The 20,041-nt window shown below is 37.2% G+C and carries 23 protein-coding genes and 1 other RNA gene; 13 read left to right on the plus strand and 11 right to left on the minus strand.

Annotated elements, in window-relative coordinates:
• Positions 1–327 precede the first annotated feature (327 nt).
• From H6F39_RS12255 to H6F39_RS12270, 4 genes are all read left to right on the plus strand, one after another.
• Positions 328–816, plus strand: a complete 489-nt coding sequence (locus H6F39_RS12255; RefSeq protein ID WP_137908275.1) for a pentapeptide repeat-containing protein — start codon at positions 328–330, stop codon at positions 814–816.
• On the plus strand, positions 807–1,952 hold the full coding sequence (locus tag H6F39_RS12260) for a 5-(carboxyamino)imidazole ribonucleotide synthase (RefSeq protein WP_190372208.1): 1,146 nt from the start codon (positions 807–809) through the stop codon (positions 1,950–1,952). The genes H6F39_RS12255 and H6F39_RS12260 overlap by 10 nt, the downstream gene beginning before the upstream one ends.
• A 134-nt stretch (positions 1,953–2,086) precedes the next feature.
• Positions 2,087–2,271: non-coding RNA, 6S RNA (ssrS, locus tag H6F39_RS12265), on the plus strand.
• A 181-nt stretch (positions 2,272–2,452) separates the two neighbouring features.
• Positions 2,453–3,019: an NUDIX hydrolase gene (locus tag H6F39_RS12270; RefSeq protein ID WP_137908273.1), complete on the plus strand. Its 567-nt coding sequence runs from the start codon at positions 2,453–2,455 to the stop codon at positions 3,017–3,019.
• Positions 3,020–3,196: 177 nt separating this feature from the next.
• On the opposite strand, the gene H6F39_RS12275 is transcribed toward H6F39_RS12270, so the two are convergent.
• A complete protein-coding gene (locus tag H6F39_RS12275; RefSeq protein WP_137908272.1) occupies positions 3,197–3,979 on the minus strand; it encodes a phosphate ABC transporter ATP-binding protein in 783 nt (260 codons plus the stop codon).
• Positions 3,980–4,129: 150 nt separating this feature from the next.
• Between H6F39_RS12275 and H6F39_RS12280 the strand changes: the two genes are divergently transcribed.
• Positions 4,130–5,371 (plus strand): lipopolysaccharide assembly protein LapB, encoded by a 1,242-nt coding sequence (locus tag H6F39_RS12280; protein ID WP_190372209.1) that lies wholly within the window; start codon positions 4,130–4,132, stop codon positions 5,369–5,371.
• Between the two features lie 395 nt (positions 5,372–5,766).
• Here H6F39_RS12280 and H6F39_RS12285 read toward each other — a convergent pair whose 3' ends face one another.
• From H6F39_RS12285 to H6F39_RS12310, 6 genes are all read right to left on the minus strand, one after another.
• Complete coding sequence (locus tag H6F39_RS12285) at positions 5,767–6,054, minus strand: hypothetical protein (RefSeq protein ID WP_137908270.1); 288 nt, start codon at positions 6,052–6,054, stop codon at positions 5,767–5,769.
• Between the two features lie 40 nt (positions 6,055–6,094).
• Positions 6,095–6,508, minus strand: coding sequence for a chorismate mutase (aroH, locus tag H6F39_RS12290; RefSeq protein ID WP_137908269.1), 414 nt, complete (start codon positions 6,506–6,508; stop codon positions 6,095–6,097).
• A 62-nt stretch (positions 6,509–6,570) separates the two neighbouring features.
• Positions 6,571–7,392 carry a signal peptide peptidase SppA gene (gene sppA, locus H6F39_RS12295; RefSeq protein WP_137908268.1) on the minus strand — a complete coding sequence of 274 codons (822 nt, stop codon included), beginning with the start codon at positions 7,390–7,392 and terminating at the stop codon, positions 6,571–6,573.
• A 169-nt stretch (positions 7,393–7,561) separates the two neighbouring features.
• Positions 7,562–8,068: a zinc ribbon domain-containing protein gene (locus tag H6F39_RS12300; protein WP_242028643.1), complete on the minus strand. Its 507-nt coding sequence runs from the start codon at positions 8,066–8,068 to the stop codon at positions 7,562–7,564.
• 23 nt (positions 8,069–8,091) lie between these two features.
• A complete protein-coding gene (locus H6F39_RS12305) occupies positions 8,092–8,253 on the minus strand; it encodes a MerR family DNA-binding transcriptional regulator (RefSeq protein WP_236097134.1) in 162 nt (53 codons plus the stop codon).
• Positions 8,254–8,591: 338 nt separating this feature from the next.
• A complete protein-coding gene (locus tag H6F39_RS12310) occupies positions 8,592–8,876 on the minus strand; it encodes a hypothetical protein (protein ID WP_137908267.1) in 285 nt (94 codons plus the stop codon).
• 76 nt (positions 8,877–8,952) lie between these two features.
• Here H6F39_RS12310 and H6F39_RS12315 point away from each other — a divergent pair, with 76 nt between their 5' ends.
• From H6F39_RS12315 to plsY, 6 genes are all read left to right on the plus strand, one after another.
• Positions 8,953–9,108: a hypothetical protein gene (locus tag H6F39_RS12315; protein WP_162501194.1), complete on the plus strand. Its 156-nt coding sequence runs from the start codon at positions 8,953–8,955 to the stop codon at positions 9,106–9,108.
• A gap of 266 nt (positions 9,109–9,374) precedes the next feature.
• The gene (locus tag H6F39_RS20990; protein ID WP_255501572.1) at positions 9,375–9,503 is read left to right on the plus strand and encodes a hypothetical protein; all 129 of its coding nucleotides are present in this window, start codon (positions 9,375–9,377) and stop codon (positions 9,501–9,503) included.
• A 108-nt stretch (positions 9,504–9,611) separates the two neighbouring features.
• Positions 9,612–10,376, plus strand: coding sequence for an MlaE family lipid ABC transporter permease subunit (locus tag H6F39_RS12320; RefSeq protein ID WP_137908266.1), 765 nt, complete (start codon positions 9,612–9,614; stop codon positions 10,374–10,376).
• A 41-nt stretch (positions 10,377–10,417) separates the two neighbouring features.
• Complete coding sequence (locus H6F39_RS12325; protein ID WP_137908265.1) at positions 10,418–10,807, plus strand: DUF3119 family protein; 390 nt, start codon at positions 10,418–10,420, stop codon at positions 10,805–10,807.
• Between the two features lie 145 nt (positions 10,808–10,952).
• Positions 10,953–12,140 carry a DUF3086 domain-containing protein gene (locus H6F39_RS12330; RefSeq protein WP_137908264.1) on the plus strand — a complete coding sequence of 396 codons (1,188 nt, stop codon included), beginning with the start codon at positions 10,953–10,955 and terminating at the stop codon, positions 12,138–12,140.
• Positions 12,141–12,189: 49 nt separating this feature from the next.
• Complete coding sequence (gene plsY / locus H6F39_RS12335) at positions 12,190–12,876, plus strand: glycerol-3-phosphate 1-O-acyltransferase PlsY (protein WP_190372210.1); 687 nt, start codon at positions 12,190–12,192, stop codon at positions 12,874–12,876.
• Here plsY and H6F39_RS12340 read toward each other — a convergent pair.
• Together H6F39_RS12340 and H6F39_RS21055 are read right to left on the minus strand one after the other, a co-directional pair.
• A complete protein-coding gene (locus H6F39_RS12340) occupies positions 12,869–13,693 on the minus strand; it encodes a hypothetical protein (protein WP_190372211.1) in 825 nt (274 codons plus the stop codon). The genes plsY and H6F39_RS12340 overlap by 8 nt on opposite strands.
• A 992-nt stretch (positions 13,694–14,685) precedes the next feature.
• Positions 14,686–15,903, minus strand: a complete 1,218-nt coding sequence (locus H6F39_RS21055) for a septal ring lytic transglycosylase RlpA family protein (RefSeq protein ID WP_277878595.1) — start codon at positions 15,901–15,903, stop codon at positions 14,686–14,688.
• 362 nt (positions 15,904–16,265) lie between these two features.
• Between H6F39_RS21055 and H6F39_RS12350 the strand changes: the two genes are divergently transcribed.
• Together H6F39_RS12350 and H6F39_RS12355 are read left to right on the plus strand one after the other, a co-directional pair.
• Positions 16,266–17,246, plus strand: a complete 981-nt coding sequence (locus H6F39_RS12350; RefSeq protein ID WP_190396789.1) for a helix-turn-helix domain-containing protein — start codon at positions 16,266–16,268, stop codon at positions 17,244–17,246.
• Between the two features lie 84 nt (positions 17,247–17,330).
• Positions 17,331–18,311: a helix-turn-helix domain-containing protein gene (locus H6F39_RS12355; RefSeq protein WP_190396790.1), complete on the plus strand. Its 981-nt coding sequence runs from the start codon at positions 17,331–17,333 to the stop codon at positions 18,309–18,311.
• An 82-nt stretch (positions 18,312–18,393) separates the two neighbouring features.
• On the opposite strand, the gene H6F39_RS12360 is transcribed toward H6F39_RS12355, so the two are convergent.
• Positions 18,394–19,146 carry a metallophosphoesterase family protein gene (locus tag H6F39_RS12360; protein WP_137908258.1) on the minus strand — a complete coding sequence of 251 codons (753 nt, stop codon included), beginning with the start codon at positions 19,144–19,146 and terminating at the stop codon, positions 18,394–18,396.
• Between the two features lie 93 nt (positions 19,147–19,239).
• Entirely contained in the window at positions 19,240–20,037 is a 798-nt protein-coding gene (locus H6F39_RS12365) for a Tab2/Atab2 family RNA-binding protein (protein ID WP_137908257.1), read from the minus strand.
• Positions 20,038–20,041: the final 4 nt, after the last annotated feature.

The following is a 20,041-nucleotide window of genomic DNA, read 5'->3' on the forward strand; positions in this document are numbered from 1 at the left end:
CCATCATTCTACATATCTATTAAACATTATGTACATATTGGCAACTTCGCTCCTACAGCTATGACCATGATTAACAGACTAACACTTGTTCGACCTGTGATAATTGAAAAGATAATAAACTTTACTTATCATCGAACTTTATGAACAATTGTAAATACTCAAGTCCTAATCGCCTAATTATCCAATCTTCACCAATTTAGAGAATATAGTAATCGCTCAAAAATTTATGACAAAATATTAAGCCCTGCCCAAAATTCACCCAATTAGCCATTACCAATTACCCAGGAGCAGATTAAACTAGATCATAGTAACTTGGACTGATAAAATATGTTTTGGCAAAAATGCTTAGGATTGATTTTGGTACTTATGATTTGGTGCTTTTCACAGCCCGCATTAGCAGACTGGACTCATCCTCTGTCTTTTAGTAATGCAGAATTGTCAAGACAAGACTTTTCTAGACAAAGTTTACAAGCAGCGGAATTTTCTAACGCTAACTTGGAAATGGCTAACTTTACGAGCGCTGACTTGCGAGGAGCAGTTTTAAGTGCTTCAGTAATGACAAAAGCAAATTTACATGGGGCAGATTTGACAAATGCCATGGTTGATGGGGTAAAATTAATAGGTGCTGATTTAACTGATGCTGTTTTAAAGGAAACTCTTTTACTCCGTACTATATTTACGGATGTTAACATCACAGGTGCGGATTTTACAGACGCAATTCTAGATAAAGCGCAAATTAAAGAGCTATGTCAAAAAGCCAGTGGTGTAAATTCCCAGACTGGTGTAGAAACTCGTGATTCCTTAGGATGTCAATGAAACTTGGTATAATCGGTGGTGGACAACTGGCTTGGATGATGGGAGATGCAGCAAATAAGCTGGGAGTAGAATTAATAGTCCAAACTCCTAGTCAAAATGATCCAGCTGTATCCATTGCCCAAGATAGCATTTTGGCCGCAGTTGATGAAGCCGCCGCCACAGAAATTTTAGCTACAAAGTGTGATATTATTACCTTTGAAAATGAGTTTGTTAACCTCACCGCTTTATCACTTTTAGAAAAAAATGGTGTTTGCTTTCGCCCTAATTTAGCAGCTTTAGCACCTTTATTAGATAAATATGAGCAACGTTGCTATTTACAAGATTTAGGTTTACCAGTTCCCCAGTTTTTTGCCTTGTCAAGGGAAAAAGAGGTAGAATCACAAGTAGAAAACTTGGGTTTTCCCCTGGTTCTCAAAACCCGCAGACATGGATATGATGGTCAAGGAACTTTTATCATTCCCGATTTTGTAACTTTATCAAAAATAATTAATCACAGCAACGCCCAGTTTTTGGTTGAAGAATTTATACCTTTTACAAAAGAACTGGCTATCATTGCAGCACGTTCTGTAAATGGGGAAATTGTCATCTATCCAACGGTAGAGACTCTCCAAAAAGAACAGGTTTGTAGATGGGTAATTGCACCTGCTACAATTACTAAAGAACAAAATTTACAAATTGAAGCGATCGCCCATAAACTATTAAATAGCCTGGAATATGTAGGAGTTTTCGGTATAGAACTATTTCTCACCGCTGAGGGGAAAATCCTAGTCAATGAAATAGCACCACGCACCCACAACTCTGGACATTTTTCCCTTGACGCTTGTGAAACCTCTCAATTTGAACAACACCTCAGAGCCGTGTGTGGTTTACAACTAACCAATACTACATTAAATTGTGCTAGTGCTGTGATGGTTAACTTACTAGGATATGAAACCAGCCATTGCGACTACCAAAAACAACGTCAACAACTAGCAGAGATTCCCCAAGCTACCGTTCACTGGTACGGTAAAACAGAAGCTCGTCCGGGACGTAAACTAGGACATATCACCGTTTTATTAGCGCGAAACAATCGCAGTGCAATCAACGACATTATACACAAAATTGAATCCATCTGGTATCCGATCCAAAAAAGCTAACTAATGCTAACAAAAGTCGGCTTTTTCTTCCTGCTTCACCCTAGTAGTGTCGGCACTATCTAATCCACAGGCTAACTTTGTCAAAATTTTCTAGAATAAACACACAAACTATTTTTCAAGGCTATAATGAGTTAGTTCCACTACGACGATTGGTGACTGCCATCAAGTTTTTTGATCTATGTCTTTAACAACAAGGGAGCTAAATACTTCTCATGGCAGTATACCGGGCTTGTACCCGGAAACTTTAAATGAGAAACCTCGGTTCCCACCTGGTTTAACCAGGTCATAAACTTAGGTAAAACGGCGTTGTGGTGAACTACAAAATTTTAGCCCCCCAGTTGAAAAAACCGGGGAGCTTTTTCATTTTTCATAATTACTCCCTACTCTCTTCCAGAAAGTAAGGATGTAAAAAAATTACCATTTTTTTAGTCTAAAAAGAACTGATCACAAAAAAAAGCCCCGTATAAATTCTTTATATTGACAACTAATAGAACCTGACTATGCCATTAGGTAGAGAATTACCACAGTTGCTGAAGCAGCGCTTGTTTTATAAAGGGCGCAAATTTAACTTTGAAGTTAATCGTTTGCGTTTACCCAACAAATCAGAAGGGGAATGGGAATGTATTCGTCATCCCGGCGGCGCTTTGGCTATACCTATGACCGCAGATGGTAAGCTTGTACTTGTGCGTCAATATCGCTTTGCAGTCCAGGGAAGATTGTTAGAGTTTCCTGCTGGTACTGTAGAACCCAATGAAAGTCCTTTAGAGACTGTGAAACGGGAAATTGAAGAAGAAACCGGCTATCATGCTCGTCAGTGGGATAAACTAGGGGAGTTTTTTCTTGCTCCTGGTTATTCCGATGAAGTCATCTATGCTTTTATCGCTAGAGATTTACAAAAGCTGGAAATACCACCAGCAAAAGATGAAGATGAAGATATCGAAACGGTATTACTCACTCCTCAAGAATTAGAAACAGCCATTTTGACAGGAGAATTTGTAGATGCTAAATCTATTGCCAGTTTTTTCTTGTTGCGTTCATTTTTAGCTTCTGAGATCACAATCCAATAGAATCGGGAATTTTGAAGTCTTAACTTAATTTTACAGCGGATTTTATCTGATAGCCCGCGTGGTGTAGTCATCCAAGGTACACTTTTAGCGGGCAAGATGCCCGCACCACAAGATTTTTATCATTAATATCTGCAAGTTATAATATTGGAAACTGCTGTAAATTTCTCAAAAATTGACTTAATATCTTGAATAACTGCCAACATAATCACGGACTCGATAATCTATATATTGAGTCAAGATTTTTTTGGTGGGTGCAAATTCTCTTAATTGGCCAATATGATTTTCATTATATTCAAACAGGGCTGTAAAATCTGCAAGTCGAGAGACTTGCTGCATATTGTGAGAGATAAATATAATTGTCAGTTCAGAACGCAAACACTCAATTAGTTCTTGAATTTTCATGGTGTTCATGGTATCAAGTCCACAACAAAGTTCATCCATGAGCATAACTTGGGGTTTGACGGCTAAAGCGCGAGCAATACAAAGACGCTGTTGTTGTCCACAACCTAGTTCTAAAGCAGATTTATGCAGCTTATTTTTGACCTCTTCCCAAATATCAGCAGCTTTTAGAGCTAACTCAACAATATCATCTAATTCTGATTTTGGTCGCCATCCTGTTAATTTTACACCATAAGCAATATTATCATAAATGCTAATAGGGAAGAGATTAGGTGTAGAGTAGATTGTACTAATTTGACGACGCAGACGATTAACATTAATTCGTCGTTCATAAATATTTTGTCCAAAAAATTCTATTCTTCCTTCCGTTTTAACTTCTCCCTCTAAGTCACTCATGCGATTAAGAGATTTTAAAAAGGTAGACTTACCACAACCACTAGGTCCAATAATGGCAATGATTTTATTTTGCGGAATATCCATGGATACATTGTCAAGAATTTTTTTCTTGTCGTAGTAAAAACTAAAGTTTTTGACACTAATGGCAGGAATTATTTTACTCATGTGCATGAAAAAAGGAATCAGTAGTCGAGAGTTACCGAGTCAGAATACTTGTAAAACTTTATATTTGATTATAACCTAAGTTGTATTCTTTATTTATCGGCTATATCATCAGTACCACGCTTAAATTAATCCAATAAAGGCAAACTTATCATGTTACAACGTTTTATTTTAATCATTACTACTGTTATTTTCTGGCATTTGTCTATTTTTGGCACCCTAGCAAAGGATAAAAAATTTGAAAATTTGGATAAATTTCCTCCCAGTCCTTTGGAAATAACTACTCCAGACCCACTATTACCAAATTTAGCAAATAAACGGGAATTAACACCAGTAGAATTACAAAAATTAAAGACGGATTTAGATGAGTTAAATCAAGAAGCACAGAAGATATTACAAGGAGAAGATAATAAGAAAGCTTTTGAGATGTGGAACCGTGAATTAAGATTAAGACGGTTTTTAGGTCCATTGGCTGAAGTGGAAGCTTTATCACGGGTAGGAGAAATTTCTGTCAATGAAAATGAACGGGAAGAGGTGCAATATATTAGTCAGCGATTGCAAGTGATTCAAAGCGATATGCTCAAACAAAAAAGCACTGATTTACAATTATGGAAATCCCTAGCTAATGCTTATCAAAAACTTCGTCTTTATAAATTAGCAATATCAGCTTATGAACAAATTCTGATTTTAGGAAAACAGCAACAAGATTCATTTGCAGAAATAGAAACTTTAAAGAATATTGGCGAATTACATTTAAGTTGGTTTGATTATAATCAAGCTGCTAATGTTTACCAAAAGTTGTTAAATTTGGCAATTAATCAAGGTAATAAAACTAATGAATTAGCATATTTACAACAGTTAGCTTATATCTACACTCAAGGAAAACAACACCAACCAGCAATAGATATATTGAATAAATTAGTGGAAATTTCCACTAATGAACAGAATTTGACTCAAATTCCAACTTTGAAATTAGCCATAGCTGCAAATTATGAATTTTTAGCTAAAGAAAACCCGAATTTCAGACAACAGGCTTTTGATAATTATCAAGAAGCTTATACTATTGCATGGAAATTAGAACAGTACGCTAGGGCTGGAGAAGCATTAAATAAATTAATTGCTCTTTACCGTTCCCAAAAACAAATCACCGCAGCTTTAGAAACTAGCAAAATTCTTATTGAAACAGAAACATTAGCTAACAATTTTTATGGTTTAATGTCGGCTTATGATCAAATTGGTAATTTGTATTTAGAACAGCGAGAATACGCAAAAGCATTAACAGCATTTGAGAAAGGATTAGAAATAGCCCAAGAGCTTAAATACCAAGAATCATACTTTACTAAACAAATTGAAAAGTTAAAAACTCAGATAAAAATCTCAAGGATATCAGGATAAATAAAAAAGTCCGCTCACGCGGACTCTGGACATTGGATAAGGTTAAGTTGTCACCAAGAGAGCCTACAAGATGTTAGACTTATTTATATTTTTACTAATTAATTTTAGATAATCAAGTGGTTTGATCTAAGAGTTAGGACATAATTACTGTATTTATGTCTGAAAAAAATGTATTTATTAATGATGATTATTATAGGTAAATAGCTCTCAAGGCTTAATTCATAATCAAAAATTGAAGAAATTGTGGACATAATGCGGACATAATGCGGACATAATTAAGAGAGTTTTGTCTGAGATTTTTTCAAGCATATTTTAGGTCTATTGGGTGCTGTAATAACAGGTTATAAACCAGTTTTTAAATGGTTGGATTCATCAAATTAAGAACAATTGTCACTTCAAATATCCGTACTTAAACTCTGGGCGTAAATCACCTCAATATTACTACCAAACTCCAACTTATCCAAGGACTCTGTAAAAAATACAAACCCCTTGTACGCTGTCACATACTTATATATTTTTGTGAAATAACCTTCATTTGTGACAATTACAAGCGGCTCTTCACCTTTGGCAAGAATATTCAAAAAAGTATCTAGTTTTATACATATACCCGTTCCTCGATAGGTGAAAATACTCCCACCAATGGCAGCAGGTTGAGCAGCCGCGTCACCACTGTAATAGCTCATTTAGTGCTAACTTTGACATAATATTATTGACTTGCTAATTTTAAACTTTTGTCTCCATGACGTGCTGTGTAGTTTGTAACGTTTGGGGTAAACTCCAATCTGGACGTAGTTTAGCCGCTTGACGTAAATAAATATGGTGAATTGGCTGAGAAACTGGTAAATTGGCGTGAATGAGAAAGCGAATACAACGCGGTAAACTTCCCTCCACGTGCATTTGTTGCACATCTAACATGACTACATTATCCCACAAAGGCCGACTGCGAGCGATCGCTGCTGGGAAAATAGCATCTAAATCCTTGGTCACGGAAAAAGTCACACTAATCATATCCTCCGGTTGCAATTTATTTCTTTGTTCTAATTCATCTAATAATTCTGTCACTGAGTCTCTAATTGCTTCGATGCTGTTTTCTGCAACAGTTGTTGCACCACGAATTGCTCGCATTTGCCATTTCACTACCAAAATCCTCCTTATTTGTCAGTTGTCAGTTGTCAATTGACCACTGACTATTAAATTGACTATGGGCGGTATAACCACATGGGTAAACCACTTGTAGACATTTCAAATTCTAACCAATCAATTCCCGCACCAATAACCGATTTAGCTTGACTGTTTCCCGATAATACACGACTCAATAATGGTTTTCGCTCCTCTAGCGTATAGCAAAGAGTTTTTTCCGGATCAAGTCCTATTAATTCCGCTGTCCAACGTCTTGCATCTTCTTCTGTCCCTAAACGGTCTACCACACCCAATTCTAAGGCCTGCTGTCCGGTGAAAATTCGACCGTCAGCAAAGCTTTTAACTTTTTCTACAGACAGTGAACGCGCCTCTGCTACCGTTTCTACAAATTGTTGATAGCTATAATCAATCAATTCTTGCAAAATAGTTTGCTCCGGTTCTGTTAGTTCCCGATCAAAAGCTAATATATCTTTATATGGTCCTGATTTAATCACTTTAAAGGAAACACCAATTTTTTCCAGTAACACCTCCAGGTTATTACCCCGCAAAATCACGCCAATACTCCCTGTAATCGTCCCTGGGTTCGCCATAATATGTTCTGCACCCATACCAATATAAACACCACCAGAGGCGGAAATGTTGCCAAAACTGGCGACAATTTTGGTTTTTTTACTCAATCTCTTCAAAGCACTATAGATTTCTTGAGAGTCCCCTACTGTACCCCCAGGACTATCAATGCGTAGGAGTAAGGCCGGAAATTTACTTTCTTCTACAGTTTTTAATGCTTCTAGTACGTGTCTACGGGTTGTACCAGCGATCGCACCGCTAACTTCAATCCGTGCAATTTGTTTCCGAAAGTTGGGCTTAAATGGCCAAATCATGAGCAATCAAATAAGTTTCTAATTTTCTGAATATCTTTAATATAGAACCAAAAAGCCTTAACCTCACGGGCTTGACTTACTCAAACAATCGAAAACCAGGAGGCAAAACTAACAATAAATATTCTTTTTACAAATATTCTTTTTACCGATACTTTTTTGCTAACTAATGCTAACAAATACATAAGTTGAGATTGTCTCTCAACCAAGGCGTATCAACCAATACACGAAGATAAATTCCTCGCGCACCATTCAAATCTCGGTTCATAGTTCTATTATCCATCCGAGATTTGATGATTTTAGATCCTTCTAGATTACTGATAATTTCGCCAGTCCAACTTACTGTTTTTGAAGTATATGCTTCATTAACATCAATTACTATTTTGTTGAACTCATTAGCTTTATGCTTAATGAATTGCTTGAATTTGTAATGACTTAAAGTCAGCATCTGTCGAACTGATTTAGACCTGATTCTTCTTTTGGCTTTTTTGGACATAATAGATGTCTCAAAAGTAGGAAGTAAAATCACATCGAAATTATCAACTAAAAATCTAGCTGTTTTTTTGTGCAACTCATCTACCAGATATTTGATTTTTCCCCGTAGTTGAGTTGCTGCATTCTTTAATCTTTTCTTCTGTTGGCTCTTTGCTTTGGATATTTTACTAATTAATTTATCCAATTTAAAACAAAGTTTTTGAATTTTCAGGTTAGCATTTTCTCCCAACCATCCAAAACAATATCATACAATCTTTGTCCTGCCGGGTTTTTAATGCTTTTGATTTTCCCTTCATCTGCATATCGCCTCAAGGTGTTTGGATGCAATCCCAGAAATTCGACCGCTTTTGGGAGTGGTATGTATGCCATCAAAGAAGTATAGCATAAGTTGGGGAAAGTTAGCAAATAATTAACTAGTTAACTAGTTAACTAGTTCTGATAAAAGTCGCCAAATAAACCACTCTGGAAAAGCTTAAGGAAATTTTTAGATTTTGTGTGTAGTTTTATTTGGTATCGTAAAGGTACGAAAAGCAAAGTTTAACGAAAATTTGCTAATTGTCAATATTATTGACATTAAAAATACCAGTTCTCAGCACAAGGCTAATAACTTTTAACAAAAATAGAAATATTTAGCCACATTTCACCAGTCATATTACTGATTTTGTGATTGTGTCATTTTTAGACTTAACTCAATGCTGTCTTGAGTTTTAAGAGTCAGTACGGAGAATTTGAGAACGATAATAAACGTAAGTATCAAACAACGCTCCGACAAAACCACAAGTTAAACTAATTATCAATAGACCGTTGAGGGAACTACCACTACCAAAAGTATCCAGAAAATGTATTACTTGTACTGAGATATCGGTAATCATCCCCTGTAGACCAGGAATGTAACTAAAAACTGATAAAACCAAAAGTATACCACCAAATAGGAATATGGGGGCAATAAAACTAAAAATGGTGGTTAAGACCAGGGAACGGAAAAAGTTCATTGTCAGACCAGGTTAGTGTGTAACTGGAGTCAGCGGCGAAAATTGGCTTTGTGTAATGGTAATAGCCGCATGAATTATGTTTCACGCAGAATCGCAAACAGCAAAGCCCCAAAGTTGGAGATTGCAAATTTTTCAATTTCGTACTCCAATTGAGCAATGCCCACAATTTTATCCGCTACTTTCTACAATACTGGCGATCGCTCTTAAATCTTCATTTCGTCAAGAATCTTAAGTTTTCATTAAATTACACGGGTAATAGTTATCCCAAGTGCATTGGCTATTTTTTGATGTTGAAAATCTGTAAAACCCTGAAATCACAAGGAAATACATCTCAGTGTGCAGTTGACTAGAAGTAAAAACGCTGTAAAAACCTGCTTAATTTTATGAGAAAAGCTGTAAACTAAGTTAATAATCTCATGACTTACGTACTACAAGTTACCTGAAACCAAAACCAAAACCAAAACCAAAACCAGTTTCAAACCCTTGTAGAGACGTTCCATGGAACATCTCTACTATGCTGCGATTAATTTAGAAAAAGAAGCGGTCAGGTTGACCGTGTTAGCCTGTGGACTAGATAGTGCCGACACTTCTAGAATGAAGCAGGAAGAAAAAACTGACTATTGTTAGCATTAGTTAGCTTTTTTGTACCGGTGCGTGATTGATGAAATCCGTAACGCACAGAATCCTTGACAAGGATGCGTTACACTATATCAGGATTTACTATTTTAGATATATATGGCTAAATCCAGTTTAGAATCATGGAGTCAGCGATTGCTGGCCGCGATTTTTTTAGGTGGACAAGTCTTGGTTCACCTCCTCCGAGGCAAAATTCACCGTCGCAATACCTTAGAACAATTAGCAATAGTTGGGCCAGACTCTTTCTTTATTGCCTTATTAACAGCTATATTTGTGGGTGCTGTATTTACAATTCAAGTAGCAAGGGAGTTTATTAATTTTGGCGCGGGAAACCTCGTTGGTGGCGTTTTAGCGGTAGCATTGACTAGGGAACTGACTCCGGTATTAACAGCAGTAATTTTAGCAGGACGAGTGGGTTCGGCTTTTGCGGCTGAGATTGGAACTATGAAAGTTACAGAACAAATAGACGCGCTGTTAATGTTAAAAACAGATCCTATTGATTATCTCGTCATTCCCCGTCTTTTGGCTTGCTTCATTATGCTGCCTATTTTAACTTTACTATCCTTGGTGACAGGAATGTCTGGAGGTTTGTTAATAGCTACCCGTATTTACAACCTTTCAGATACGGTATTCCTAGACTCAGCCCGTGACTTTCTCGATATGTGGGATATTGGCAATGCTATGATTAAAGCCTCTTGTTTTGGGGTCTTAATTGCTGTTATCGGCTGTAGTTGGGGTCTAACAACCACCGGAGGCGCTAAAGGTGTGGGACAATCAACTACAACTGCTGTTGTCACTGCTTTATTAGTTATATTTATTAGTAACTTCTTTCTCTCTTGGATTATGTTTCAGGGTTCAGCATAATTTGCAGGGAGCAGGGTTAACGTCAATAAGGAGAACAGATTTTGACCAGTTCATTCACGCCTAACGCCACTTCAACGGTAGAATTACAACCAAGTTACAATATTCCTCTTGTCTTGGTCATTGTTGCTATTCCTATGCTGTTAATACAACCCTGGATAGGGGCTATATTAACGCTATTGGGTTTGTTTTTGATGTTGCAAGCTGTAACACTCAAGTTTAAATTTACTGCTACTGATTTCGATCTGTATAGAGGAGAAAAGTTAATTCGTCGTTTTCCTTACCAAGAATGGCAAAATTGGCGGATATTTTGGCATCCTGTGCCTATTTTGTTATATTTTAAGGAAATTAATAGTATTCACTTTTTACCAATTTTATTTGACCCTAAAACCTTAAAATCTTGCTTGGAACAACGTTGTCCACGAATTGATTAATCTAATCAATTTAATTATATTTTAATTATATTAATTTTTTTTCGCGCCAAGGCGCAAAGGAGCAAAGACACAAAGGTAATACTTTTTTGACGGAATTATATGTTTCCATTTGCCAAGACTGAAAATTTAGATTATTATTTATTTTATGAACTTAGAGGAATCCCAAACTCCAGAGCCAATAGACGAGTGGTTGGAACAAATACCAGTTCAACCTCCTGGAAATGAACCACCAGAAACCCTACTGGCTGATTTAGAATTAGAAGCTCAAGTATCAACACAGGAAATTGTTTTTAATTCAGATACTATTGACTCAACAACATTAACAGCGGAAAACTTAAATTTATTAAATACACAAGCGGCGGCACAAGTAAACCAATTGCAGCAAGTTAAATCGGACTTAAAAGCAGAAATTGGTCAATTGGAAGTTACATATAAAACTCTTCAGACGCAAATAAGTGTAACTCAAACCGCACTTTCCCAGGTTGTCCAAGAATCTTTATCACAGTTGGAACAACGCAAACAAGTTTTACAGATTTCTGTAGAACAATTAGAACGTCGTCAAGAACGAATTCGCAAGGAAATGCGGACTAGTTTTGCTGGTACATCTCAAGATATAGCAATTCGGGTACAGGGTTTTAAGGACTATCTTACAGGTAGTTTACAAGATTTGGCGGCAGCAGCGGAACAAATGCAGCTTTTGCCACCTGTGAAGGAACGGGAAAAGCCGGCACCCAAGGAAGTAAAATCTATGAAGGAACAGTTAGAAGTTCCACAACTGGGACAACAGCAGTTTCAGGATAGTACGAAAAAAATCCGCCGCTTACTTGACCAATATCGCAACCAACCAGACTATTATGGACCACCTTGGCAGTTACGCCGCACTTTTGAACCAATTCACGCGGAAAAACTGTCAAATTGGCTGTTTACCCTGGGGGGACGGGGTGCTTTGCGGACAATGGGTAGCCGCTTACAAAATATTTTAATTGCTTCTTCGGCAATTTCCATATTACATGAACTATATGGCGATCGCTTACGAACTTTGATTTTAGCTAATACACCGGAACGCTTAGGCGAATGGCGAAGGGGTTTACAAGATTGTTTGGGTATTGGTCGTTCTGATTTTGGACCGGATAGAGGTGTGGTATTATTTGAAGCACCGAATGCCTTAGCTCAGAAAGCTGATAGATTAGTTAAAGCCAATGAAATGCCTTTAATTATTATTGATGATTCTGAGGAACAAATTAGTTTAGGTCTGCTACAATTTCCCTTGTGGTTGGCTTTTGCTCCTGACCCGAAAACTATGAAAAATAGGGATCTTGATGATGATTTTTAGTTAGTTGTCATTGGTCAGTTGTTAGTGGTCAGTTGTTAGTTGTTATTTTATGTTTATGTGGTTAACTTTGTGTGGTGTAGTGGTTTTATTAGCTTACTTATTTGGTTCTTTTCCAACTGGATATTTAGCGGGTAAGCTATTAAAAGGTATTGATATTCGAGAAGTTGGTTCTGGTTCAACTGGTGCAACTAATGTTTTACGCACTTTGGGTAAAGGTCCAGGGGCATTTGTCTTATTAATTGATGCTTTGAAGGGAGTATTAGCAATAAATCTAGTTTACGCTTTATTTAATATTGCTTCTGTTCGTAATTTAATACCAATACCACCAACTATAAATATCGAAATTTGGCAACCTTACTTAGTCACTTTGGCTGGGTTAGCTGCCCTTTTAGGACATAGTAAATCAGTCTTTCTCGGCTTTACGGGTGGTAAATCTGTGGCTACTGGTGTGGGAATTTTATTAGCTATAAATTGGCAAGTAGGATTATCAACATTGGGAGTTTTTGCTGTCGTCATTGCTATTTCTAGAATTGTTTCTTTAAGTTCTATTTCTGGGGCTGTGGCTGTTTCTATTTTTATGGTAATTTTTCATCAACCTTTAGCCTACATTATTCTCGGTCTTGCTGGAGGTTTATATATAATTATCCGTCATCGCAGTAATATTGAGCGATTAATTGCGGGTACAGAACCGAAAATTGGACAGAAAGTAGAAACACAAACTCAACAAACTAGTTAGAGTCTGCTGAAAAAGTTGTCATGGTTTTGCAATCCTCAATTACCATAACATTTCCAAAAGAGACATTTTTATAGTGTTTATAGTAACCACTCCAAAATTGCCAGAACGTATTTCCGTATTTAGGGTGATCACCTCCATCACAAGGATAAACATCACAGGGATAAATGAGGTGTCCTTTATCAATAAAACAGGCTTCAGCTATAAACAAGTTGTTCTTGTTTGTGTTTTTTTGTCCCCAACTACGAAATACACTCCAACCATGATGATTAACTAGAGGACTACTGTTATGCCAAATATAGTGTCTGTAGGTTGTTCCTGCGATAATTCCCCAAGCGTTGGGATCTAGATCCATGTCTTTAGCCATTTGTCGAACAATAGCAGGATCCATGTAATTATCTTTACAGGTTTGGTCGAGGGATTGGTAAGCAGTATTTAGTATTTGCTGTATCTCTTCGTCGTTCATATCCCGAATCAAAGCCTCAATGATGTCCCTTTCGATGCCAAAAACATTGGATACTACATCAGCTAGATCATCAATTTTTGGTTCAGGTACGGTGAACAATATTCCTAAATCTAAATTTAGCTTTAGCCCGTCTTTGATTATATCCCACCAGTCATGAAAGTTTCTCACCCATTTACCGGGTCTAAATACTCCTTCAAGGCTACCTGTGGGAGAATAGGGTAAATTATATTCCCAACAACCAGGACGGCCATCATGCCAGGGATCTTTTGTACCACAGTCATGATGCACTCGCACGTGCAGATTATGTTCGTTAAAGTTATGAAAATGGAATTGCCATTCAAATTGGTCAGCCATAATTTTAGTTGTCTTTGTGATAAAAAAATCTATGACTTACGTTACGCACTACCCAAATTAACCATCATCTGTATCAACTATAAGTAGGTGAACGGAAAAAAACCGACATAAGTAACGAAAAGTCAAGTTGCCCAAAACCTCTTCCCTGCTCCCTGTTCTCAGTTAAGAGTTCCCTTGTCATAACGACAATTTTTAACGCCAACCTACTTAAATAGTCCTTATATTATTAGTCCAATTCTGCACAGTATGTGTGTATTTAACAAAGTTAAGTCAAGTTCATCAAGAATAATTCTGGAAATCATGCTATGAACTGGTTGTAGCCATTTGTGAAAAAAAAATTAACTTGGCATAAATGTCATTAACTTCCTTAAATTCGTAATTTTTTGCAAGTGCCATGAAAATCCACCAAGATCTGCTTACTTATGTACATACTAGCTTGGGTGAGAATAGAATAATTGATACTTTTACTAAAGAAGGTATTAATCATCGTCATAGGATATGGATTAGTTTTTTTGTCAATGCGTAACTCCTAAAATCTATTGTTTGCTAAGTATCTAGAAGTATATAGTTATGTACTTTCAATGAATATTCCAAAATTCCCACTTTTTCGTAGGTAAAAAAACGCTATTATTGGTGGGATAATTAGATTTATCTGCTCGATACTCACTCAAACTACATCTCACGTTAAATTACTCGGCTTTAATCCCCTAATCTATGCCTTGCTATCAGTCTTGCTATAAGTCTGGCTATAAATATTTCTTAAAATATTTCCTCATCAGTAGGACTTACGCAAGTGTCACACCAAAAATCTATTGCCGGGTACATCAGATACAGCAAGTTGAGCTTGAGTGAAGTACACTTTGTGCAGGCAAGATGCCCGCACCACAAGAGTTTTATTGTTAATATCTGTACTTCATAAGATCGGGAACTGCTGTATCAACAAATAGATCCCCGACATCTTCAATAAGTTGGGGATCTGAGGATGATTTTTACTAAAATTGAAAAACCAAGATCTCGCTTTTTGTATTAGCCAGATCTTGGGTTTTTGGTGACAATGGTTTTAAAGTCATTTGTGGCGCGTTTTGTTGTAAAACCACAGCTTGATAAGCTACGACTCCAGTATGTTCACTATCGAGACAACGAGCCGCTGTTCGAGATAAATCTAGGCTTCTGGGTGCAATGTAGGGGCCACGGTCATTAACACGCACAATTACGGATTTATTATTTTCTAAGTTTGTGACTTTTAAGTATGTATTAAAAGGTAGGGTACGATGGGCAACTGTGAAATCATCTTGATTATATATTTCACCATTTGCTGTTAAGCGACCATGAAAATAGCCGCCATACCAAGAAGCTAATCCAGAAAGTTTTGTGGTTGAAGACTCTAATCCATACATTGCCATTTGTCCTTGTATTAGCGTCAAGGGTTCGGTATGCAGGGCTATGCGGAGATTGTTAGTCCATTCCAGGGCTAATATGTCACCACTGCGACCAAGTTGAGCGGACAGTTTTCGTTCAATTGCAAATAGTAAGCGAGTACCTACCATGAGGGACGGAGTTTTATCCACTAAACCGGGTTGTATTTCTGTAGGTTCTACTTTTGGTGATTTCACTAATTGCTGTAAGCGGTTTTGTAAAGCATTAGCTGTAATGCGATCAGGGAGTCTAGCAACAAAGTTGTTATTAACCCATACTTCATAATTGGATACACTACGCTTGACAATTAATACTGGTGCATAATCGTAACTGCCATTTTGCTCTACTGGATTGTTAATGACATTAAAGAAGCTTTGGAGCGATCGCACAAGGGTAGGAGGTGAAAAATCGAGTTTGGGAACACTAAACTGGGTGAATTTAACTAGTACAGAGTTAGTAATATTTTTCCAGGGAGTTTGTGCAGCTATATTTTCTGGCACAGGGGAACAAAATTTTGTTTCTTTGGCCTTGAATGTTGTCAAATCTGGGATAGTGGCGGTATCTCGATGTGATGATAATTGTTTATTTATCCAATCAAAAGTGAAGCGAGTTTTGGATATGAAGATTTTTTGCCAAGCATTTTTATGTTGTTGAGCATTTGTCAAAAATTGATCCTGATCCTTGACTAAATTAGCTGTAAATTGTGTTGGGGATGCCAACCCCATGGGTAAAGCTGTCAACATGACGGTACCACCCGTAAAGGATGTTAACCATAGTATTCCGTTTGATATCATAGTTTAGTTATTGTGAAATTAGATGCCAAATTTATGGGTAAATATGCCCAGATTAAACTAGGACTTACGCAAGTGTCACACCAAAAATCTATTGTAGGGTGCATCAGATATCAATAATCCGTTTATTTACCAGATTTTTGCCCTTTGATACACTTTACCAATGTGCTAGTTGTGTAAGTTCTGGTATTGTTTACTCAGCAATAACAACTATATAGTTATTTATTGTTAATGAATATTCCAAAATTCCCACTTTTTTGTATGTAAAAAAAACGCTATTACTGGTGGTATAATTAAATTTATCTGCTTGATACTCACTCAAACTACATTTCACGTTAAATTACTCAGCGTTAATCCCTTAATCTATGTCTGAAGAAAATTCCCATGGCAATTCTGTGGTAGTGACTCACCAGTTTAATGACCTAGATAGGTTTGCACAAGCCATAAAACCTCTGAATATCAAAGAAGGTAATCAATTAAGCCCAGGGGGCTTTCTAGGAACTATTAATTTTACGGAGTTTGGAGATTTGAAGTTTACTCACGTATATCAAAATCAAGTTGCTAAAGCCACTGGCATGAAATCTACTGATGATATCTCCTTTGTGTTGGCATTTCACCCCAAGTTGATACAAATAAGCTCTCATGGTTGTGCTGTTGGAAAATATGATATATTTGGTTTCGATTCCACTAGGGAAGTAGATGTAGTTGTTAGCAAAGACGTTCATCTGGTCATGGCCAGTGTGAATGGACTGGCTTTCCGTACCCTATGTGAACAAATGGGATACGAAATGGGACAAAAGGTTTTCCAACATAATGCTCTGAGTTTACATCCCTCATCATTGCGACCTCTCAAGGCTTACTATCAAGAAATTACTCATATATTGAGTACCCAACCATCATTATTGATGCAATCACAGATGCAATCAATAATAAGGGAAGATTTTTTACCATTACTAATTAATACTTTCGGTAGGAACGCCCAAAAAAAACAACGCATATTAAGACCATTCCGTCGTTATTCCCTGGTCAGGAAAGCGGAAGAAATTTCTAGATCCTATAAAGATAAACCTTTAACACTACAAAAACTATGTGAGGAATTAGAAACTAGCAGTAGTGCCTTATCTTGTGGGTTTCAGGAAGTTTTTGGTATCAGTCCCATGGCTTATATCAAAATTCAACGGCTGAATGGGGTACGCCGGGCTTTAATGAGTGATCATCCGAACACAATAACGGTGATGAATGTGGCTCAGGAGTGGGGATTTTGGAATGCTTCACATTTTGCTAAGGATTATAAGGATATGTTTGGTGAGTTACCATCAAAAACGTTGCGAGGTAATTTGCAATAATCAAATCGTTTCCAACCCGACTTCTCTAAAAAATCGGGGATCTGGGAGTTATAGTATTATGGGAGGTGTAAGAGATGTAAATCTATGTCTGAACAGAATCTTCATGGTAATTCGCTGGTTTTTACTCGCCAGTTTGATGATGGATATAAATTTGCACAAGCCATAAAACCGCTGAGTATCAAAGAAGGTAGTCAATTAAGCCCAGGAGGTTTTCTAGGAACTATTAATTTTGCGGATTTTGGAGATTTGAAGTTTACTCACCTGCATCAAAATCAATCTACTCAAGCTACTGGTACGAAATCTGTTGATGATATCGGCTTTTCGTTGGCATTTCAACCCAAGTTGACACAAGTAAGCGCTCACGGTTGCGTTATTCAAAACCATGATATATTTGGTTTTGACCCTACTAGGGAAGTAGATGTAGTTGTTAGCAAAGATGTTCATCTGGTCATAGCTAGTGTGAATGCGCGGGCTTTTCATACCTTATACGAACAAATGGGATACCAACAGGGGGAAAAAGCTCTCAAACAAAATGCTATGCGTCTACACCCTGCATCATTGCGACCTCTCAAGGCTTTCTATCAAGAAATTACTCATGTATTCAATAATCAACCAGCATTATTAATGCAATCACAGATGCAATCATTAATAAGGGAGGATTTCTTGCCATTGCTAATTAATACCTTCGGTAGGAATGCCCAAAAAAAACCACGCATATTAAAACCCTTTCGTCGTTATTCTCTGGTTAAGAAAGCGGAAGAAATTTCTAAGTCCTATAAAGATAAACCTTTAACACTACAAAAACTATGTAACGAATTAGAAACTAGCAGTACTGCCTTATCTTGTGGGTTTCAGGAAGTTTTTGGTATCAGTCCCATGGCCTATATCAAAATTCAACGGCTGAATGGGGTACGCCACGCTTTAATGAATCCTAACACGAATACAAAAACAGTGATGGAGGTGGCTCAGGAGTGGGGATTTGGGAATGCTGCATATTTTGCTAAAGATTATAAGGAAATGTTTGGTGAGTCACCATTAAACACATTACAGCGATTTTGCCGGTAAATGAAGGACGGTTTTTGTTTCGCGCAATTTCTCTTATAGATACCTAAGGTTAGGCGCCAGGCAGGAAAAGCAGGAAAGTCCTTTACCTATGACGACGGTTACTTATTAATTCCTTTGGCTCAATCATTGTAATTGCGTCTTTCCATGGTAGAGTTCGTACTGCGTGACTAAATACATTAGCCTGATACACTAATTTATTTGTAATATCCAGTCCAGTTAACCAACCACTACGAGGATGATAAGCACCAGTATCAATATCTATCCAACCCTGTCCCTGGGCTAAATTACCGGGAACAACACCAGGTAAGGTAAAAGTTATAGTATGACCGGCTATAATCATTTTATCTGGGAAATATGGTTTATTCATACTGTGAAACTCTCCTCTGATCCAACACAGTTCGTTAAGTGTTTGTTCTGCTACAGTTTTGTTAGGATTAACACCTGCATGAGTTAACCAAAAATCTCCCAAATCCAGATATGTGGGTAAACTTTCAAACCAATCTAAATCCCCTTGGGGAATTTTCCCAGACCGATAACTAGCAACCGTAGCCTGTCCTCCATTATATAACCATCCTTGCATACTGGTTGACTGAGTATTTTTACCTGTCATGATCTCTAATAACATCTGCTCATGATTACCTAGTAAACAAGGGTAGTTATTTTCTTTAACAAAATCTACTACCTCCGCGCTTTGCGGACCACGATCAATTAAATCTCCTAAAAAATATATTTGATCTGCTGATGCGGGTTCTATTTGCTTTAGCAATAACATCAAACCTTGATAGTGTCCATGTACATCACCGATAATAACCCTACGCTGACTAATTTCGCTCATCTGTTTCTAGCCTAAATAAATTAAATAAATTAACTGGTTATTTTGACTACATTCTTGTTGGTCTAGTTTCCCAGAGAAAACAGTTTTAACTGTTTACTCCTCTTGCTGCAATAACCACAAACCAGTGTAAGTCATTCCCGAATCATCTGGTTGCACTAGCAAAAAATGTAAGCCCTGACTTAGCTGTTTACGTTCTTCATACAACTTCCCCCCAGCACTAGCCTCCTCATCTGCAAAAGTCGCTAAAATCCATCTATCTACTAAACTAGCTTCTAAAATCAAACCATCAGGTGTACCATTCATGTAGTTTAATGAGACAGGGTTGCTTTTGTGCAACCACCGTGCTAAACTCATGGAGTGTCTTCCACCATAGATAATTACACCAGGTATAGGAACTGTAGAAGCCAAACCTAGATTTATCGGTTTGATAAATTCTGGTATTTGGAAAATAGGAATTGGCCGTTCTATAAACTCATCTACAATATCACCAGCTAGAATGGTCGCAAAACGCCATTTTTCCCCCCAGAGATTTTCTGGTAATGGTACTGGAGGTGGTTTATCTACAATTATAGGATATTGCTTGAATGCTAACCACTGTTTTAACGCCAAAGTTCTCCGAGTAGCTTCAACCTTGATACCTAAATTATTGCCCGCAGTTTCTATTAAACTTAAAGACTGAGGACGAAATACTTGAATGATATCTGGTACATTTTCCTTAGCTGCTAATTGTAATTGTTGAGTAACCCAAGTAGAATTAGCTTGTGATTGGGGACAACTCGCTATATACTCAAAACTGCGAGTTTGATCACAAACTAATAATTCCCATAGTATCTGCCCTTCAGCATTTTTCAGCGGACTACGATAAAAATCAGCCTGCCAAATCAAACCCATTTTT

It is taken from the genome of Dolichospermum sp. FACHB-1250, assembly GCF_014696335.1.
Lineage (GTDB): Bacteria > Cyanobacteriota > Cyanobacteriia > Cyanobacteriales > Nostocaceae > Dolichospermum > Dolichospermum planctonicum.

Coding starts and splice junctions, on each gene's coding strand:
- H6F39_RS12305 (WP_236097134.1), bottom strand. CDS start 8,253: ATGGCATACATACCACTCCCAAAAGCGGTCGAATTTCTGGGATTGCAT.
- H6F39_RS12260 (WP_190372208.1), top strand. CDS start 807: ATGTCAATGAAACTTGGTATAATCGGTGGTGGACAACTGGCTTGGATG.
- H6F39_RS12270 (WP_137908273.1), top strand. CDS start 2,453: ATGCCATTAGGTAGAGAATTACCACAGTTGCTGAAGCAGCGCTTGTTT.
- sppA (WP_137908268.1), bottom strand. CDS start 7,392: ATGATTTGGCCATTTAAGCCCAACTTTCGGAAACAAATTGCACGGATT.
- H6F39_RS12275 (WP_137908272.1), bottom strand. CDS start 3,979: ATGAGTAAAATAATTCCTGCCATTAGTGTCAAAAACTTTAGTTTTTAC.
- H6F39_RS12340 (WP_190372211.1), bottom strand. CDS start 13,693: ATGGCTGACCAATTTGAATGGCAATTCCATTTTCATAACTTTAACGAA.
- H6F39_RS12360 (WP_137908258.1), bottom strand. CDS start 19,146: ATGAGCGAAATTAGTCAGCGTAGGGTTATTATCGGTGATGTACATGGA.
- H6F39_RS12350 (WP_190396789.1), top strand. CDS start 16,266: ATGTCTGAAGAAAATTCCCATGGCAATTCTGTGGTAGTGACTCACCAG.
- H6F39_RS12320 (WP_137908266.1), top strand. CDS start 9,612: ATGGCTAAATCCAGTTTAGAATCATGGAGTCAGCGATTGCTGGCCGCG.
- plsY (WP_190372210.1), top strand. CDS start 12,190: ATGTTTATGTGGTTAACTTTGTGTGGTGTAGTGGTTTTATTAGCTTAC.
- H6F39_RS12280 (WP_190372209.1), top strand. CDS start 4,130: ATGTTACAACGTTTTATTTTAATCATTACTACTGTTATTTTCTGGCAT.
- H6F39_RS12315 (WP_162501194.1), top strand. CDS start 8,953: ATGTTTCACGCAGAATCGCAAACAGCAAAGCCCCAAAGTTGGAGATTG.
- H6F39_RS12365 (WP_137908257.1), bottom strand. CDS start 20,037: ATGGGTTTGATTTGGCAGGCTGATTTTTATCGTAGTCCGCTGAAAAAT.
- H6F39_RS12355 (WP_190396790.1), top strand. CDS start 17,331: ATGTCTGAACAGAATCTTCATGGTAATTCGCTGGTTTTTACTCGCCAG.
- H6F39_RS12310 (WP_137908267.1), bottom strand. CDS start 8,876: ATGAACTTTTTCCGTTCCCTGGTCTTAACCACCATTTTTAGTTTTATT.
- H6F39_RS20990 (WP_255501572.1), top strand. CDS start 9,375: ATGGAACATCTCTACTATGCTGCGATTAATTTAGAAAAAGAAGCGGTC.
- H6F39_RS21055 (WP_277878595.1), bottom strand. CDS start 15,903: ATGATATCAAACGGAATACTATGGTTAACATCCTTTACGGGTGGTACC.
- H6F39_RS12255 (WP_137908275.1), top strand. CDS start 328: ATGTTTTGGCAAAAATGCTTAGGATTGATTTTGGTACTTATGATTTGG.
- H6F39_RS12330 (WP_137908264.1), top strand. CDS start 10,953: ATGAACTTAGAGGAATCCCAAACTCCAGAGCCAATAGACGAGTGGTTG.
- H6F39_RS12285 (WP_137908270.1), bottom strand. CDS start 6,054: ATGAGCTATTACAGTGGTGACGCGGCTGCTCAACCTGCTGCCATTGGT.